Raw genomic sequence first — 14,777 nt, 5'->3', positions numbered from 1 at the left:
TAACACATTTATGGCTATTGCCTCTGTTTACGCCCGTCAGCAGGTTCGCCTGCTGCTGGCTTTAGGTGCCGGCGCCGTCGGCACCCTGGCTTTTTCCCCGTATGATTTCTGGCCTGCCGCGCTGCTTTCGCTGATCGGCTTACAGGCGCTGACCTTACAACGCACCACGCCACAGGCTGCCGCTATCGGCTTCGCCTGGGGCTTTGGCCTGTTCGGCAGCGGCATAAACTGGGTATACGTCAGCATCGCCACTTTTGGCGGCATGCCTGGCCCGGTCAATGTTCTGTTGGTTATTCTGCTGGCTGCTTATCTGGCGCTCTATCCGCTACTATTTGCCGCAGTGGTGAATCGTCTTAGTCCACAAGCGAGCCTGTTAAGGCTGGTATTACTGGCGCCGGTTGCCTGGCAGGTCAGCGAGTTCTTGCGCGGCTGGATCCTGACCGGTTTTCCGTGGCTGCAGTTCGGCTACAGTCAGATTGACGGTCCGCTAAAAGGGCTGGCTCCGCTGGCGGGCGTGGAAGGCGTCACCTTCCTGCTAATGATTATCGCCGGGCTGGCAGTTTACGCATTAATGCAGCGACGTCTGTGGCCAGCGCTGGCGGCGCTGGCGCTGCTGCTGCTGCCCTGGCCGTTGCGTTATATTAGCTGGTATCAGGCGCAGCCAGCGCGAGCGGTAAACGTTGCGCTGGTGCAGGGAAACATTGCGCAGTCGCTGAAATGGGATCCGGAACAGCTGCGTAATACGCTGCGCATTTACAGCGACAGCGTGCGTCACTATATGGGCAAAGCGCCGATTATCATCTGGCCGGAATCCGCCGTTTCCGATCTGGAAGTAAACCAGCAGCCATTTTTACACCAGCTTGATGATGCCCTGCAGGCGGGTGGCAGTACGCTGATTACCGGCATCGTGGATTCACGCCTGGAAGGCAACCGCTATCACGACTATAACTCGGTGATCGTGCTGGGCGGAAAAGAGCCCTACAACTATTACGGCGGCAATCGCTACCAGAAAAATCATCTGGTGCCTTTTGGTGAATTTGTGCCGCTGGAGTCGTTACTGCGTCCGCTGGCTCCCTTCTTTGATTTGCCAATGTCCTCTTTCAGCCGTGGCAACTATCTACAGCCTCAGCTACAGGCGGCGGGCTATAATCTGACCACGGCTATCTGCTATGAAATTGTGCTGGGCCAGCAGGTCAGGGATAACTTCACTGCGCAAACCGATTTTCTGCTAACGGTCTCGAATGATGCCTGGTTTGGTCACTCTATCGGCCCGTGGCAACACTTCCAGATGGCGCGCATGCGCGCGCTGGAGCTTGGCCGTCCGCTATTACGCAGCACCAATAACGGTGTAACCGCCGTTGTTGGCGCCGATGGCGAAGTGCAGCACATTATTCCGCAGTTTACTCGTCAGGTACTGGGAGCGAAGGTCACGCCGACAACCGGTCTGACGCCTTACGCACGCACCGGCAATCTTACCGTCTGGTTGATAACGCTGTTGTTTACTCTGGCTGCAATTTTTACGGCGCGCCGCTCTCGCCGCTAACTTTCCAGGCGAAGCCCATGCTTCGCCTGTTTTCCCCTCTGCTCTTGTTTCATCAAACCGACATCTTTTTTTCATACCTTCACTGGCACAGGCTTTGCATTAGTTTGATAGCGAAACCGTGCTTTCTGCGCTCACGCCAACGGGCCGTCAGCTTTTGCACCATGCAGGGTCAGCCAGCGCTCCCCTTTGGCGCAGAGCAGCAGAAATGCATTGATTTGGTGCGGCGGACTTCGCAAAAAACAAACTTTTCTGTTTCATTACGTTAACATTCCGCTATGTTAAGAATTATTCAGAACCCGTTCTGGAACCAAAAGAAAAGCGGCAGGCATTAATAACCTATCTCGGTCCCTGAATTAGGTGCCAAAAACATGAAGGAGTTGGAACATGCAGATGCGCAAAGTTGCACTGTCTCTGCTGTTGCTCAGTGCAGCAGCAGGCGCAGCCCAGGCCGAAGAACTCACCGGCACGCTGAAAAAAATTAATGATAACGGCGTGATTGTTGTCGGGCATCGTGAGTCTTCCGTTCCCTTTTCATATTACGATAACCAACAGAAAGTGGTGGGTTACTCTCAGGCTTATTCTAACGCCATCGTCGATGCCATTAAGACCAAACTGAATAAACCCGATCTGCAGGTCAAAATGTTGCCGGTGACGTCGCAAAACCGCATCCCTCTGCTGCAAAACGGCACCTACGATTTCGAGTGCGGCTCCACCACTAATAACCTGGAGCGCCAGAAACAGGCCGCCTTCTCCAATACGGTCTTTATTATCGGTACGCGCCTGCTGGTTAAAAAAGGCAGCCCGATTAAAGACTTCACCGATCTGAAAGGCAAAACCGTGGTTGTGACATCGGGCACCACTTCAGAGGTGTTGCTGCATAAGCTGAACGATGAGAAAAAACTGGAGATGCGCATTATCAGCGCCAAAGATCACGGTGACTCCTTCCGCACGCTGGAAACCGGCCGCGCCGTGGCCTTTATGATGGATGACGCCCTGCTGGCGGGTGAACGCGCCAAAGCCAAAAAGCCGGATAACTGGGAAATTGTCGGCACGCCGCAGTCGAAAGAGGCTTACGGCTGTATGCTGCGCAAAGACGATCCGGCGTTTAAAGCGCTGGTCGATGAAACCATTGCGAAGGCGCAAACCTCCGGTCAGGCAGAAAAGTGGTTTGATACCTGGTTTAAACAGCCTATCCCACCGAAAAACCTCAATATGAACTTTGCGCTTTCTGAAGACATGAAAACGCTGTTTAAAACGCCAAATGACAAAGCGTTGAATTAATTACAATGAAAACAGGGCGATGCGTCGCCCACTCGATTGCTGAAAACAGGCTCGGACAGACAGCGTGAGTCGGTCGTTCCCCGGCTCACGATCCACAGAAGCCTCTCATCAATCTTCAGGGTAGCTTAGCTACCCTTTTTTACCGGAGTTTGTTATGGGTATTGACTGGAACTGGGGCATTTTCTTTGAACAGGCCCCGTTTGGAAACACCACCTATCTCGGCTGGCTGTGGTCAGGGTTGCAAACCACGGTTACCGTTTCGTTATGCGCCTGGATTATCGCCTTTTTCGTTGGCTCTTTTTTTGGCATTTTGCGTACGGCCCCCAGCCGCCTGCTGTCAGCAATTGGCACCTGCTATGTTGAGCTGTTCCGTAATATTCCTTTAATCGTTCAGTTCTTTTTTTGGTATCTGGTAGCGCCGGAACTGGTGGGTGAAGATGTGGGGATGTGGTTTAAGGCCGAACTCGATCCTAACCTGCAGTTTTTCCTCTCCTCGACCATTTGTCTTGGGCTTTTTACCGCCGCACGCGTTTGTGAACAGGTGCGCGCAGCGATTCAGTCGCTGCCGCGTGGACAACAGAGCGCTGGCCTGGCAATGGGGTTAACGCTGCCGCAAACCTATCGTTATGTGCTGCTGCCTAACGCCTATCGCGTGATCGTACCGCCGATGACCTCGGAAATGCTGAACCTGGTAAAAAACTCCGCTATCGCCTCCACTATTGGCCTGGTGGATATGGCCGCGCAGGCGGGCAAGCTGCTGGACTATTCCGCCCACGCCTATGAATCCTTTACCGCCATCACGCTCGCCTACATCGGCATTAATCTGGTGATCATGCTGTTAATGGGCCTTGTAGAGCGCAAGGTGCGTTTGCCCGGCAATATGGGGAGTAAATGATGTACGAATTTGACTGGACTTCGATTATCCCCAGCCTGCCTTACCTGATTAACGGCCTGGTCATTACCCTGAAAATTACCGTGACGGCAGTGGTATTTGGCATTCTCTGGGGCACTCTGCTGGCGGTAATGCGCCTCTCTACTTTTAAGCCAATCAGCTGGTTTGCCAACCTGTATGTGAACCTGTTCCGCTCCGTGCCGCTGGTCATGGTGCTGCTGTGGTTTTATCTGGTGGTGCCCAGCTTTTTACAGCAGGTGCTGGGACTCTCGCCCAAAACCGATATTCGCCTGATTTCAGCTATGGTGGCCTTTTCGCTGTTTGAAGCAGCCTACTATTCAGAAATCATCCGCGCCGGTATTCAAAGTATTTCTCGTGGTCAGTCCAGCGCCGGGCTGGCGCTCGGCATGACGCCGCTTCAGACCATGCGGCTGATTATTCTGCCGCAGGCGTTTCGTGCCATGGTGCCGCTGCTGCTGACGCAGGGCATTGTGCTGTTTCAGGACACCTCGCTGGTTTATGTGTTAAGTCTGGCTGACTTTTTCCGCACCGCCACGTCGATTGGCGAGCGTGACGGCACTCAGGTAGAGATGATCCTGTTTGCCGGTCTGGTTTATTTCGTTATCAGTATTAGCGCGTCAATGCTGGTCAGCTATCTAAAAAGAAAAAGGACGGTTTAAATGATTACCCTGAAAAACGTTTCGAAGTGGTATGGTCACTTTCAGGTGCTGACCGATTGTTCAACCCAGGTTAATAAAGGCGAAGTGGTGGTAGTGTGCGGCCCTTCCGGCTCCGGCAAATCGACGCTGATCAAAACCGTAAACGGGCTGGAACCCATTCAGCAGGGCACCATTGAGGTCAATGGCATCCAGTTGAACAATAAAAAAACTAATCTGGCCCAGCTGCGCGCTAAAGTCGGGATGGTATTCCAGCACTTTGAGCTCTTCCCTCACCTCAGCATTATAGAAAATCTGACGCTGGCGCAGATTAAAGTACTGAAGCGCAACAAAGATGAGGCGCGCGACAAAGGCCAGAAACTGCTGGCGCGCGTAGGGCTCTCCGCGCACGCCAATAAATTTCCGGCTCAGCTCTCCGGCGGGCAGCAGCAGCGCGTAGCCATTGCGCGCGCGCTCTGTATGGATCCGGTCGCCATGCTGTTTGACGAGCCCACCTCGGCGCTCGATCCTGAAATGATTAACGAAGTGCTGGATGTGATGGTGGAGCTGGCCCATGAAGGCATGACGATGATGGTGGTGACCCATGAAATGGGCTTCGCCCGTAAAGTGGCGCACCGGGTCATCTTTATGGATGAGGGCAAAATTATTGAGGACACTCAGAAAGAGGCCTTTTTTGCCGATCCGCGCTCCGATCGCGCTAAAGACTTTCTGGCCAAAATCCTGCATTGATCTTCAGGGCAGCCTGCTGGCTGCCCTGCTACGCAAAAGTATCAGGTTCAGGGCGTAAAAGGCTGGCGCTGGAAATGGTCATGCCCGCACTCAGGGCAAAGCGTCAGCGTCTCTGGCGTATAGATCGCCCGGGTAAAGTGGCACTTTTCACAAACCAGATTACCCAGTCCCACTACTTCGCCGCTCTGATAAACGCCATGGTGATTCAAATCCTGGAAAATCTCACGCCACTCCAGCTGGCTTTTATCGGTGATATCAGCCAGCTCTTTCCATACGCTTTCACGGATTACACGCATAAAAACGCTGTCTGTAGGGTCGCTTTCATTTTCATGATAGCTGCGGGCAAACTCCTCCAGGTCACGCCGGACCGCTCGCGTGACTTCGTTCACCTCGTTACGTGACAAATCGCTGTTCATTATAAGCTGCTGCCTGGCACGCTCTACCATTCCATCGATATCGCGTTCCCCCTGCGTTAAACGTTCACTGAGCGAAGAGATCAATTGCTGATAATGCTGCGCCACCTTATTCATATATTCTCCTGTTATCGCGATTGATGACTACGAGCCTGCGCCCTCCGCGCGTTGGGTTGGTCAGCACTCTGTGTAGCGGGGTTGTCATTAATTCTAGCGCTTCTCGCGAATTTACTCCGCCTGCGCCGCGATTCGCAGCAAATTCTGCAGCCATGCTTCCAGCTTGCAGAGAAATGGCCTGCCGGTTGCCGTCAGGTGTTGTTGCAGCAAAGCCTTATCGGCTATGCTATGCGGATCTTATCTACACAGTTCAGGCTTCGCGCTATTCATAAAGGACCACAGGCTGCCATGCAAGAGCAATACCGCCCGGAAGAGATCGAATCCCATGTTCAACAATACTGGGATCAACAACAGACCTTCAAAGTGACCGAAGAAGAAGGCAAAGAGAAATATTACTGCCTCTCAATGCTGCCCTATCCTTCTGGTCGCCTTCATATGGGCCATGTGCGCAACTACACCATTGGCGATGTGATTGCCCGTTACCAGCGTATGCTGGGTAAAAACGTACTGCAGCCGATCGGCTGGGATGCTTTCGGTCTGCCTGCGGAAGGCGCCGCGGTAAAAAACAAAACCGCGCCGGCCCCCTGGACCTATTCCAATATCGAATACATGAAGAACCAGCTGAAACTGCTGGGCTTTGGCTATGACTGGAGCCGCGAACTGGCCACCTGTCAGCCGGAATATTATCGCTGGGAACAGTGGTTCTTCACCAGGCTGTATGAAAAAGGCCTGGTTTATAAAAAAACTTCAGCGGTTAACTGGTGCCCCAACGACCAAACCGTGTTGGCGAATGAGCAGGTTATTGATGGCTGCTGCTGGCGCTGCGATACCAAAGTTGAGCGTAAAGAGATCCCGCAGTGGTTTATTAAAATCACCGACTACGCCGACGAATTGCTGAACGACCTGGACAAGCTGGAAGACTGGCCGGAACAGGTTAAAACCATGCAGCGCAACTGGATCGGGCGTTCTGAAGGGGTGGAAATCACCTTTGATGTGGACGGCAGCGAAGAGAAAGTTACCGTTTATACCACGCGTCCCGATACCTTTATGGGCGCAACCTACGTGGCGGTAGCCGCAGGTCATCCGCTGGCCACTCAGGCGGCGGTGAATAATCCGGCACTGGCTGATTTCATTGCCGAGTGCCGTAATACCAAGGTAGCAGAAGCTGAAATGGCTACCATGGAGAAAAAAGGCATGGCGACCGGCCTGTTCGCAATTCATCCGCTGAGCGGTGAAAAAGTGCCGGTTTGGGTCGCTAACTTCGTACTGATGGAGTATGGCACCGGTGCGGTAATGGCTGTTCCCGCTCACGATCAGCGCGACTGGGAATTCGCCACAAAATATGACCTGCCGATTAAACCGGTGGTGCTGAATCTCGACGGCAGCGAGCCAGACGTCAGTGCAGCCGCCATGACCGACAAAGGCGCGCTGTTTAATTCTGCTGAGTTTGACGGTCTTAGCCATGAAGCGGGCTTCAACGCCATCGCTGACCGCCTGGCTGATAAAGGCGTGGGCGTACGTAAAGTTAACTATCGTCTGCGCGACTGGGGCGTTTCTCGTCAACGTTACTGGGGCGCGCCGATCCCGATGGTCACCCTGGAAGATGGCACGGTAATGCCAACGCCGGAAGATCAGCTGCCGGTTATCCTGCCGGAAGATGTGGTTATGGATGGCATTACCAGCCCGATTAAGGCAGACCCGGAGTGGGCAAAAACCACCGTTAACGGCCAGCCAGCGCTGCGTGAAACCGACACCTTCGATACCTTTATGGAATCGTCCTGGTATTACGCACGTTACACCTGTCCCGACTACGATCAGGGCATGCTCGATCCTGCTGCGGCTAACTACTGGCTGCCGGTGGATCAATATATCGGCGGCATTGAACACGCGATCATGCATCTGATGTATTTCCGCTTCTTCCATAAGCTGCTGCGTGATGCGGGCATGGTCACCTCTGACGAGCCGGCAAAACGCCTGCTGTGCCAGGGTATGGTGTTAGCGGACGCCTTCTATTATCTGGGCGAAAACGGCGAGCGTAACTGGGTTTCTCCGGTAGAGGTCACCGTTGAACGCGATGAGAAAGGGCGTATCGTTAAGGCGACCGACGCCTCAGGCCGCGAAGTGATCTACGCGGGCATGAGCAAAATGTCAAAATCGAAAAATAACGGTATTGACCCGCAGCTGATGGTAGAGCGCTACGGCGCGGATACTGTTCGCCTGTTTATGATGTTTGCTTCACCGGCAGAGATGACGCTGGAGTGGCAGGAATCAGGCGTTGAAGGCGCTAACCGCTTCCTGAAACGCGTATGGAAGCTGGCTTACGAACACAGTCAGAAAGGCGCTACCGTCGCGCTGGATATCAACAGCCTTAACGATGACCAGAAAGCGCTGCGTCGCGATCTGCATAAAACCATCGCTAAAGTTTCTGATGATATTGGCCGCCGTCAGACCTTCAACACCGCCATCGCGGCGATCATGGAACTGATGAACAAACTGGCGCGCGCGCCGCAGGAAAGCGATCAGGATCGCGCTCTGCTGCAGGAAGCGCTGCTGGCCGTAGTGCGTATGCTTTATCCTTTCACTCCGCACGCCAGCTTTACGCTGTGGCAGGCGCTGGGTGGCGAAGGTGAAATTGACAATGCGCCGTGGCCGGTAGCCGATGAAGCCGCTATGGTGGAAGATTCGGTGCTGGTAGTGGTACAGGTTAATGGCAAAGTGCGCGGTAAAATTACCGTGCCGGCGGATGCGACTCAGGAGCAGGTTCAGGCGCTGGCTGCGCAGGAGCATCTGGTAGCGAAATACCTGGACGGCGTCACCATTCGTAAAGTGATTTACGTCCCGGGCAAACTGCTTAACCTGGTGGTAGGTTAAGTTCAGGAGGAACTGTGCGACATCCGATTTTTACCTTTTTACTTGGCCTGGCGGTACTGGTTACCGCCGGCTGCGGCTTCCATCTGCGTAGTACCACTCAGGTGCCGCATGAGCTGCGTACCCTGGTATTGCAAAGCAGCGATCCCTACGGTCCGTTAGCGCGCACGGTGCGTCAGCAGCTACGCCTGAATAACATTACGATTGTGGAAGCAGAGAATGCGGGCACCCGTACCGATCTGCCTACCCTGCGCCTGGCAGCTGAACGTCAGGGTCAGGATACGGCATCGGTGTTCCAGAACGGCGTCACGGCGGAGTATTCCATGGTAATGACCGTCAGCGCTCAGGTGGTTATCCCTGGCAAGGGGATCTACCCGATCAGCGCAACGACCTATCGCTCCTTCGTGGATAACCCGCTGGCAGCGCTGGCGAAAGATGCCGAGCAAATCATCATCCGTGATGAGATGCGTCAGCGTGTCGCGGAGCAACTGGTCCGTAAGCTGCTGACAGTACACACCGCCCAGCTGAATGATAAAGAGACGCTGCCGTCATCAGATGTGCTGGCACCGGGTGAAGATTCACCGGAAGTCTCCTCCTCTTCGGCTACCAGCCTGCAATGATCAGGATTTACCCTGAGCAACTCCGCACGCAGCTCCATGAGGGGCTGCGTGCCTGTTATCTGCTCATGGGCAATGAACCGCTACTGCTGCAGGAGAGCCATGATGTCATCAAGGCCAGTGCGCAGCAGCAGGGGTTTATTGAACATTTCAGCGTGGTGCTGGATAACCAGACCGACTGGGACAGCGTATTTGGCAACTGTCAGGCGATGAGCCTGTTTGCCAGTCGCCAGACGCTGACCTTAACGCTGCCGGAAAACGGTCCCAACGCAGCGATGGCCAGCCAGCTGGAAAAGCTAAGTACGCTGCTGCATGACGATATTCTGCCAATTATTATCGGCAACAGGCTGACCAAAGCGCAGGAAAACAGCGCCTGGTTTAAATCACTCAGCGCCAAGGCGGTGCTGGTGCCCTGCGCAACGCCTGAGCATGCCCAGCTTCCGCGCTGGGTTGCCGCGCGTGCCAAAAGCATGCAGCTGGATTTGGATGAAGCTGCCTGTCAGCTGCTGTGCTACTGCTATGAAGGGAATCTGCTGGCGCTGGCACAGGCTCTGGAACGTTTATCACTGCTCTGGCCGGACGGCAAACTCACGCTGCCGCGTGTGGAGCAGGCGGTCAGCGATGCAGCGCACTTTACGCCTTTTCACTGGGTTGATGCATTGCTGGCGGGGAAAAGCAAACGCGCCCTGCATATCCTTCGGCAGCTTGCCGCCGAAGAGAGCGAGCCGGTGATTTTAATCCGCACTTTGCAGCGTGAATTGCTGCTGCTGTTGACGCTACAGCGCCAGCAGAGCAACGTTCCGCTGCGAACCCTGTTCGATCAGCATCGCGTATGGCAAAATCGTCGCGCTCTGTTCAGCGAAGCGCTGCAACGCCTGACGTTAGTGCAAATCCGTCAGGCTATTCAGCTGTTAACGCGCCTGGAAATCACTCTTAAACAGGATTACGGCCAGCGGCTGTGGCCGGAGATAGAAACTCTTTCGCTGCTGCTGTGTAATAAAGCCCTTCCTGCGGAATTAGGCGAATTTTAAATGGCTTCTCTGCATGCGCTCTTTGGCGGCACCTTTGATCCGATCCACTACGGCCATCTGAAAACCGTTCAGGCACTGGCGCAGGAGGTCGGTTTACATCAGGTTACACTGCTGCCGAATAATGTCCCGCCGCATCGCCCTCAGCCTGAAGCCAGCGCCGAGCAACGCGTTGCGATGGTCAGGCTGGCGATTGCCGATCGTCCGTTGTTTAACCTTGATACGCGCGAGCTGGAACGTCAGACCCCTTCCTATACGGTGGAAACGCTGGAGCAGCTGCGCGCTGAACGCGGGGCGCATCAGCCGCTGGCCTTTATCATTGGTCAGGACTCACTGCTTAGCCTGCATACATGGCATCGCTGGCAACAGCTAATGGGTCTCTGTCATCTGCTGGTTTGCCAGCGCCCAGGTTACGATCGCGCGATGCCAACGTCAGCGCTTCAGGATTGGCTTGAGCAGCATCAGACAGCGGACGCCTCAGCTTTACATCAGCAGCCTGCCGGCCTGATCTGGCTGGCAGATACGCCGCTGGTGCCGGTTTCCGCTACCGATATTCGTCGCCGTCGTCATCAGGGACTCCCCTGTGAAGATTTGCTTCCGCCCGCGGTTATCGACTATATCAATCATCAGGGCTTATATCGCCCTTGATAAGCGCATGTTATACTGCGCCGCTCAATTTTTCAGGCGCCGCGAAGCGCGTTTGACAGACAACAGAAACGCTTAAAAGGTGAACCTTTTGCAAGGTAAAGAACTCCAAGATTTCGTTATTGATAAGATTGATGATCTGAAAGGTCAGGACATTATTGCTATCAACGTGCAGGGTAAATCCAGCATTACCGATTGTATGATCATCTGTACCGGCACCTCTTCCCGTCACGTGATGTCTATTGCCGATCACGTTATGGAAGAGTCCCGCGCTGCGGGCCTGATCCCGCTTGGCGTGGAAGGGAAAAACGTTGCCGACTGGGTGGTGGTCGACCTCGGTGAAATTATTGTTCACGTCATGCAGGAAGAGAGTCGTCACCTGTATGAGCTGGAAAAGCTCTGGAGTTAAGTCGTGAAGTTGCAGCTTGTTGCCGTAGGCACCAAAATGCCGGACTGGGTTCAAACCGGCTTTATGGAATACCTGCGTCGCTTTCCAAAAGATATGCCGCTGGAGTTGACCGAGGTCACTGCCGGCAAGCGCGGTAAAAACGCGGATATCAAACGCATTCTTGAAAAAGAAGGGGAAGCGATGCTGGCTGCCGTCGGCAAGGGTAACCGTATTGTGACGCTGGATATTCCCGGACAACCCTGGGAAACGCCACAGCTTGCCCAACAGCTGGAGCGCTGGAAACAGGATGGCCGCGATGTCAGCCTGCTGATTGGCGGCCCGGAAGGGTTATCGCCAGCCTGCAAAGCCGCAGCGGAACAGAGCTGGTCTCTTTCAGCGCTTACGCTGCCTCATCCGCTGGTACGCGTGTTGGTTGCAGAAAGCCTGTATCGTGCATGGAGCATTACTGCGAATCATCCTTATCATCGTGAATAATCCGGATCATCGTGAATAATCCGATAAGGCCAAACGGACATCTCAAACAGCGGATGAAATCTCAACGTAACGCTTTTCGTGACTATACTGCCGAGCAAACTCTGTTTGTACGGCGGGCGCTGCTGGCGTTCGTCGGTATTTTATTGCTCTCCGGTATTCTGGTCTTCAACCTGTATCATCTGCAGATCTTACGCTTCGAAGATTACAGCACCCGCTCTAACCAAAACCGCATCAAGCTGGTGCCGGTGGCGCCCAGCCGCGGCATTATCTATGACCGCAACGGCACGCCGCTGGCGCTGAACCGCACCATTTATCAGGCGGAGCTGGTGCCGGAAAAAGTTGATAACCTCAAACAGACGCTACAGGCGCTGCGGCCGGTGCTCGATCTCACCGATGATGATATTGAGAATTTTGAGAAAGAGCGCAAGCGGTCGCGTCGCTTTACCTCCATCCCCTTAAAAACCGCGCTGAATGATGTGCAGGTTGCCCGTTTCGCCGTGAACCAGTATCGCTTTCCCGGCGTTGAGGTAAAAGGTTACCAGCGGCGCTACTACCCTTACGGTCAAACGCTGACCCATGTGGTGGGCTACGTCTCTAAAATTAACGATCGTGACGTAGCGCGCCTGGATAAAGAGGGTAAATGGCCTAACTATGCGGCAACGCACGATATCGGCAAGCTGGGCATTGAGAACTATTACGAAGATGTGCTGCACGGCAAAACCGGCTATGAAGAGGTTGAGGTCAACAACCGTGGCCGTGTGATCCGTCAGTTACATGAGCAGTCGCCGCAGGCCGGGCGTGATATCTGGCTGACCATCGATCTTAAGCTGCAACAATATATTGAGACGCTGCTGGTCGGCAGCCGCGCGGCGGTGGTGGTGAGCGATCCGCGTACCGGCGAGATTCTGGCGATGGTTTCCACGCCAAGCTACGATCCAAACCTGTTTGTTGATGGCATTTCCAGCAAGGATTATAAGGCGCTGCTGCAGGATGAAAACCGCCCGCTTTATAACCGTGCGATTCAGGCCGCGTATCCGCCGGCATCAACAGTGAAGCCCTATGTCGCCGTCTCCGCGTTAAGCGCCGGGGTTATCAATCGTAACACCAGCCTGTTCGATCCTGGCTGGTGGCAGCTGCCCGGCTCTGAAAAACGTTACCGCGACTGGAAAAAGTGGGGACACGGTCGGCTGAATGTGACCAAATCCCTTGAAGAGTCAGCGGATACCTTCTTCTATCAGGTTGCCTATGATATGGGTATCGATCGCCTGTCAGAGTGGATGAATAAATTTGGCTACGGCCAGCGCACCGGTATCGATTTGCCGCAGGAAAACCCCGGCAATATGCCGACGCGCGAATGGAAAATGAAGCGCTTTAAAAAGCCGTGGTATCAGGGTGATACTATTCCGGTGGGTATCGGTCAGGGCTACTGGACGGCAACGCCGCTGCAGATGAACAAAGCGTTGATGATCTTAATCAACGACGGCTTAATCAAAACGCCACATTTGCTACGCGCCACGCAGGAAAACAACGTGCTGGTGCCTTATCGTCAGCCGCCGTCTGCCCCGATTGGCGATATTCACTCCGGCTATTGGGAGATTGCAAAAGATGGCATGTACGGCGTAGCTAACCGGCCTAACGGCACCGCACATAAAAGTTTTGATAACGCGCCCTATAAAATTGCCGCAAAATCCGGTACGGCACAGGTGTTCGGCCTGAAAGAGAATGAAACCTATAATGCGCACAAAATTGCAGAACGGCTGCGCGACCATAAGTTAATGACTGCGTTTGCACCTTACGATAAGCCGCGCGTAGCGGTAACCATCATCCTGGAGAATGGCGGTGCAGGTCCGGCTGTGGGCACGGTGATGCGCCAGATCCTCGACCACATTATGTTAGGCGATAATAATACGGTGCTGCCGGATGCCGCGCCGACCCCGCCCGGTTATGAAGGTGAATAACGATGTCCATGAACGATAATCCGCAAAAAAAATCGATCTGGACCAAGATTCATATCGATCCCCTGTTCCTGATTATTATCTCCTGCCTGCTGATCTACAGTGCCTTTGTTATGTGGAGCGCCAGCGGTCAGGATCCCGGCATGATGGAGCGTAAAATCGGCCAGATTTTTATGGGCCTGGCGGTAATGGTGGCGATGGCGCAGGTGCCGCCGCGCGTCTATGAAGGCTGGGCGCCCTACCTTTATCTGGTTTGCGTGGTGCTATTGATTGCGGTAGATGCCTTCGGGCATATCAGTAAAGGCGCGCAGCGCTGGCTGGATCTTGGCATAGTTCGCTTTCAGCCTTCGGAGATCGCAAAAATCGCCGTTCCGCTGATGGTGGCGCGTTTTATTAACCGCGATATTTGCCCGCCGACGTTAAAGAATACCGGTATTGCGCTGGTGCTGATTTTTGTGCCCACGCTGTTGGTAGCCGCTCAGCCCGATCTCGGCACCTCGATTCTGGTTGCCACTTCTGGCCTGTTCGTGCTGTTCTTAGCCGGTATGAACTGGAAGCTGATCGGCGTGGCCGTACTGCTGGTCGCCGCCTTTATTCCGATACTGTGGTTTTTCCTGATGCACGATTATCAGCGTGACCGCGTGATGATGCTGCTCGACCCGGAAAGCGATCCGCTAGGTGCCGGTTATCATATTATTCAGTCGAAGATCGCTATCGGCTCTGGTGGCCTGCGCGGTAAAGGCTGGCTGCATGGCACCCAGTCACAGCTGGAGTTTCTGCCGGAGCGTCATACCGACTTTATCTTTGCGGTGCTGGCTGAAGAGCTGGGGCTGGTAGGCGTCCTGATCCTGCTGGCCCTCTATCTGATGCTGATCATGCGCGGCCTGGTTATCGCTGCGCGCGCTCAAACCACCTTTGGCCGTGTAATGGCAGGCGGCCTGATGCTGATTTTGTTTGTCTACGTTTTCGTTAATATTGGCATGGTTAGTGGTATCTTACCGGTGGTTGGCGTTCCTTTGCCGCTGGTAAGCTACGGTGGCTCGGCGCTGATTGTACTGATGGCTGGATTTGGCATCGTTATGTCGATTCACACACACCGAAAATTATTGTCTAAAAGCGTTTAAGAGGC

General features: G+C 54.2%; 14 protein-coding genes. 13 read left to right on the top strand and 1 reads right to left on the bottom strand.

What is annotated here, in order from left to right; translation table 11 throughout:
- The first annotated feature begins 10 nt into the window (after window positions 1-10).
- The 5 genes from lnt (at window position 11) to ACQE3Z_RS12745 (ending at window position 5,122) form a co-directional block, all read left to right on the top strand.
- Window positions 11-1,543: an apolipoprotein N-acyltransferase gene (gene lnt / locus ACQE3Z_RS12765; RefSeq protein ID WP_426974366.1), complete on the top strand. Its 1,533-nt coding sequence runs from the start codon at window positions 11-13 to the stop codon at window positions 1,541-1,543.
- A 384-nt stretch (window positions 1,544-1,927) separates the two neighbouring features.
- Window positions 1,928-2,824, top strand: a complete 897-nt coding sequence (locus tag ACQE3Z_RS12760) for a glutamate/aspartate ABC transporter substrate-binding protein (RefSeq protein ID WP_085067622.1) — start codon at window positions 1,928-1,930, stop codon at window positions 2,822-2,824.
- Window positions 2,825-2,978: 154 nt separating this feature from the next.
- Complete coding sequence (locus ACQE3Z_RS12755) at window positions 2,979-3,719, top strand: amino acid ABC transporter permease (RefSeq protein ID WP_426974092.1); 741 nt, start codon at window positions 2,979-2,981, stop codon at window positions 3,717-3,719.
- The gene (gene gltK, locus ACQE3Z_RS12750) at window positions 3,719-4,396 is read left to right on the top strand and encodes a glutamate/aspartate ABC transporter permease GltK (RefSeq protein WP_250652684.1); all 678 of its coding nucleotides are present in this window, start codon (window positions 3,719-3,721) and stop codon (window positions 4,394-4,396) included. The genes ACQE3Z_RS12755 and gltK overlap by 1 nt, the downstream gene beginning before the upstream one ends.
- Entirely contained in the window at window positions 4,397-5,122 is a 726-nt protein-coding gene (locus ACQE3Z_RS12745; protein ID WP_426974091.1) for an amino acid ABC transporter ATP-binding protein, read from the top strand.
- Window positions 5,123-5,169: 47 nt separating this feature from the next.
- Here ACQE3Z_RS12745 and ACQE3Z_RS12740 read toward each other — a convergent pair whose 3' ends face one another.
- Complete coding sequence (locus tag ACQE3Z_RS12740) at window positions 5,170-5,652, bottom strand: zinc ribbon-containing protein (RefSeq protein ID WP_250652103.1); 483 nt, start codon at window positions 5,650-5,652, stop codon at window positions 5,170-5,172.
- A 288-nt stretch (window positions 5,653-5,940) separates the two neighbouring features.
- Here ACQE3Z_RS12740 and leuS point away from each other — a divergent pair, with 288 nt between their 5' ends.
- The 8 genes from leuS to mrdB all read left to right on the top strand — a co-directional run bounded on the left by leuS (window position 5,941) and on the right by mrdB (window position 14,772).
- The gene (gene leuS, locus ACQE3Z_RS12735) at window positions 5,941-8,523 is read left to right on the top strand and encodes a leucine--tRNA ligase (RefSeq protein WP_426974090.1); all 2,583 of its coding nucleotides are present in this window, start codon (window positions 5,941-5,943) and stop codon (window positions 8,521-8,523) included.
- Window positions 8,524-8,537: 14 nt separating this feature from the next.
- The gene (lptE, locus tag ACQE3Z_RS12730; RefSeq protein ID WP_250652102.1) at window positions 8,538-9,140 is read left to right on the top strand and encodes an LPS assembly lipoprotein LptE; all 603 of its coding nucleotides are present in this window, start codon (window positions 8,538-8,540) and stop codon (window positions 9,138-9,140) included.
- The gene (gene holA, locus ACQE3Z_RS12725; protein ID WP_426974089.1) at window positions 9,137-10,168 is read left to right on the top strand and encodes a DNA polymerase III subunit delta; all 1,032 of its coding nucleotides are present in this window, start codon (window positions 9,137-9,139) and stop codon (window positions 10,166-10,168) included. The genes lptE and holA overlap by 4 nt, the downstream gene beginning before the upstream one ends.
- The gene (gene nadD, locus ACQE3Z_RS12720) at window positions 10,169-10,813 is read left to right on the top strand and encodes a nicotinate-nucleotide adenylyltransferase (protein ID WP_426974088.1); all 645 of its coding nucleotides are present in this window, start codon (window positions 10,169-10,171) and stop codon (window positions 10,811-10,813) included.
- A gap of 88 nt (window positions 10,814-10,901) precedes the next feature.
- Window positions 10,902-11,219, top strand: coding sequence for a ribosome silencing factor (rsfS, locus tag ACQE3Z_RS12715; protein WP_085067631.1), 318 nt, complete (start codon window positions 10,902-10,904; stop codon window positions 11,217-11,219).
- A 3-nt stretch (window positions 11,220-11,222) separates the two neighbouring features.
- Entirely contained in the window at window positions 11,223-11,693 is a 471-nt protein-coding gene (gene rlmH, locus ACQE3Z_RS12710) for a 23S rRNA (pseudouridine(1915)-N(3))-methyltransferase RlmH (RefSeq protein ID WP_085067632.1), read from the top strand.
- A gap of 53 nt (window positions 11,694-11,746) precedes the next feature.
- Complete coding sequence (gene mrdA / locus ACQE3Z_RS12705; protein ID WP_426974087.1) at window positions 11,747-13,651, top strand: peptidoglycan DD-transpeptidase MrdA; 1,905 nt, start codon at window positions 11,747-11,749, stop codon at window positions 13,649-13,651.
- 8 nt (window positions 13,652-13,659) lie between these two features.
- Window positions 13,660-14,772 (top strand): peptidoglycan glycosyltransferase MrdB, encoded by a 1,113-nt coding sequence (gene mrdB, locus ACQE3Z_RS12700; protein WP_250652683.1) that lies wholly within the window; start codon window positions 13,660-13,662, stop codon window positions 14,770-14,772.
- Window positions 14,773-14,777: the final 5 nt, after the last annotated feature.

The sequence above is a fragment of the Pantoea sp. FN0307 genome, from assembly GCF_050113815.1.
Lineage (GTDB): Bacteria > Pseudomonadota > Gammaproteobacteria > Enterobacterales > Enterobacteriaceae > Mixta > Mixta alhagi.
Note: the sequence above shows the minus strand (reverse complement) of the source record. Positions and strands in the feature narration are given on the sequence as shown.

What these genes read in the sequence shown, in the direction of transcription:
- lnt (WP_426974366.1), top strand. Translation starts at nt 11, where the DNA reads ATGGCTATTGCCTCTGTTTACGCCCGTCAGCAGGTTCGCCTGCTGCTG.
- ACQE3Z_RS12760 (WP_085067622.1), top strand. Translation starts at nt 1,928, where the DNA reads ATGCAGATGCGCAAAGTTGCACTGTCTCTGCTGTTGCTCAGTGCAGCA.
- holA (WP_426974089.1), top strand. Translation starts at nt 9,137, where the DNA reads ATGATCAGGATTTACCCTGAGCAACTCCGCACGCAGCTCCATGAGGGG.
- ACQE3Z_RS12755 (WP_426974092.1), top strand. Translation starts at nt 2,979, where the DNA reads ATGGGTATTGACTGGAACTGGGGCATTTTCTTTGAACAGGCCCCGTTT.
- ACQE3Z_RS12740 (WP_250652103.1), bottom strand. Translation starts at nt 5,652, where the DNA reads ATGAATAAGGTGGCGCAGCATTATCAGCAATTGATCTCTTCGCTCAGT.
- mrdA (WP_426974087.1), top strand. Translation starts at nt 11,747, where the DNA reads ATGAAATCTCAACGTAACGCTTTTCGTGACTATACTGCCGAGCAAACT.
- gltK (WP_250652684.1), top strand. Translation starts at nt 3,719, where the DNA reads ATGTACGAATTTGACTGGACTTCGATTATCCCCAGCCTGCCTTACCTG.
- leuS (WP_426974090.1), top strand. Translation starts at nt 5,941, where the DNA reads ATGCAAGAGCAATACCGCCCGGAAGAGATCGAATCCCATGTTCAACAA.
- nadD (WP_426974088.1), top strand. Translation starts at nt 10,169, where the DNA reads ATGGCTTCTCTGCATGCGCTCTTTGGCGGCACCTTTGATCCGATCCAC.
- ACQE3Z_RS12745 (WP_426974091.1), top strand. Translation starts at nt 4,397, where the DNA reads ATGATTACCCTGAAAAACGTTTCGAAGTGGTATGGTCACTTTCAGGTG.
- mrdB (WP_250652683.1), top strand. Translation starts at nt 13,660, where the DNA reads ATGAACGATAATCCGCAAAAAAAATCGATCTGGACCAAGATTCATATC.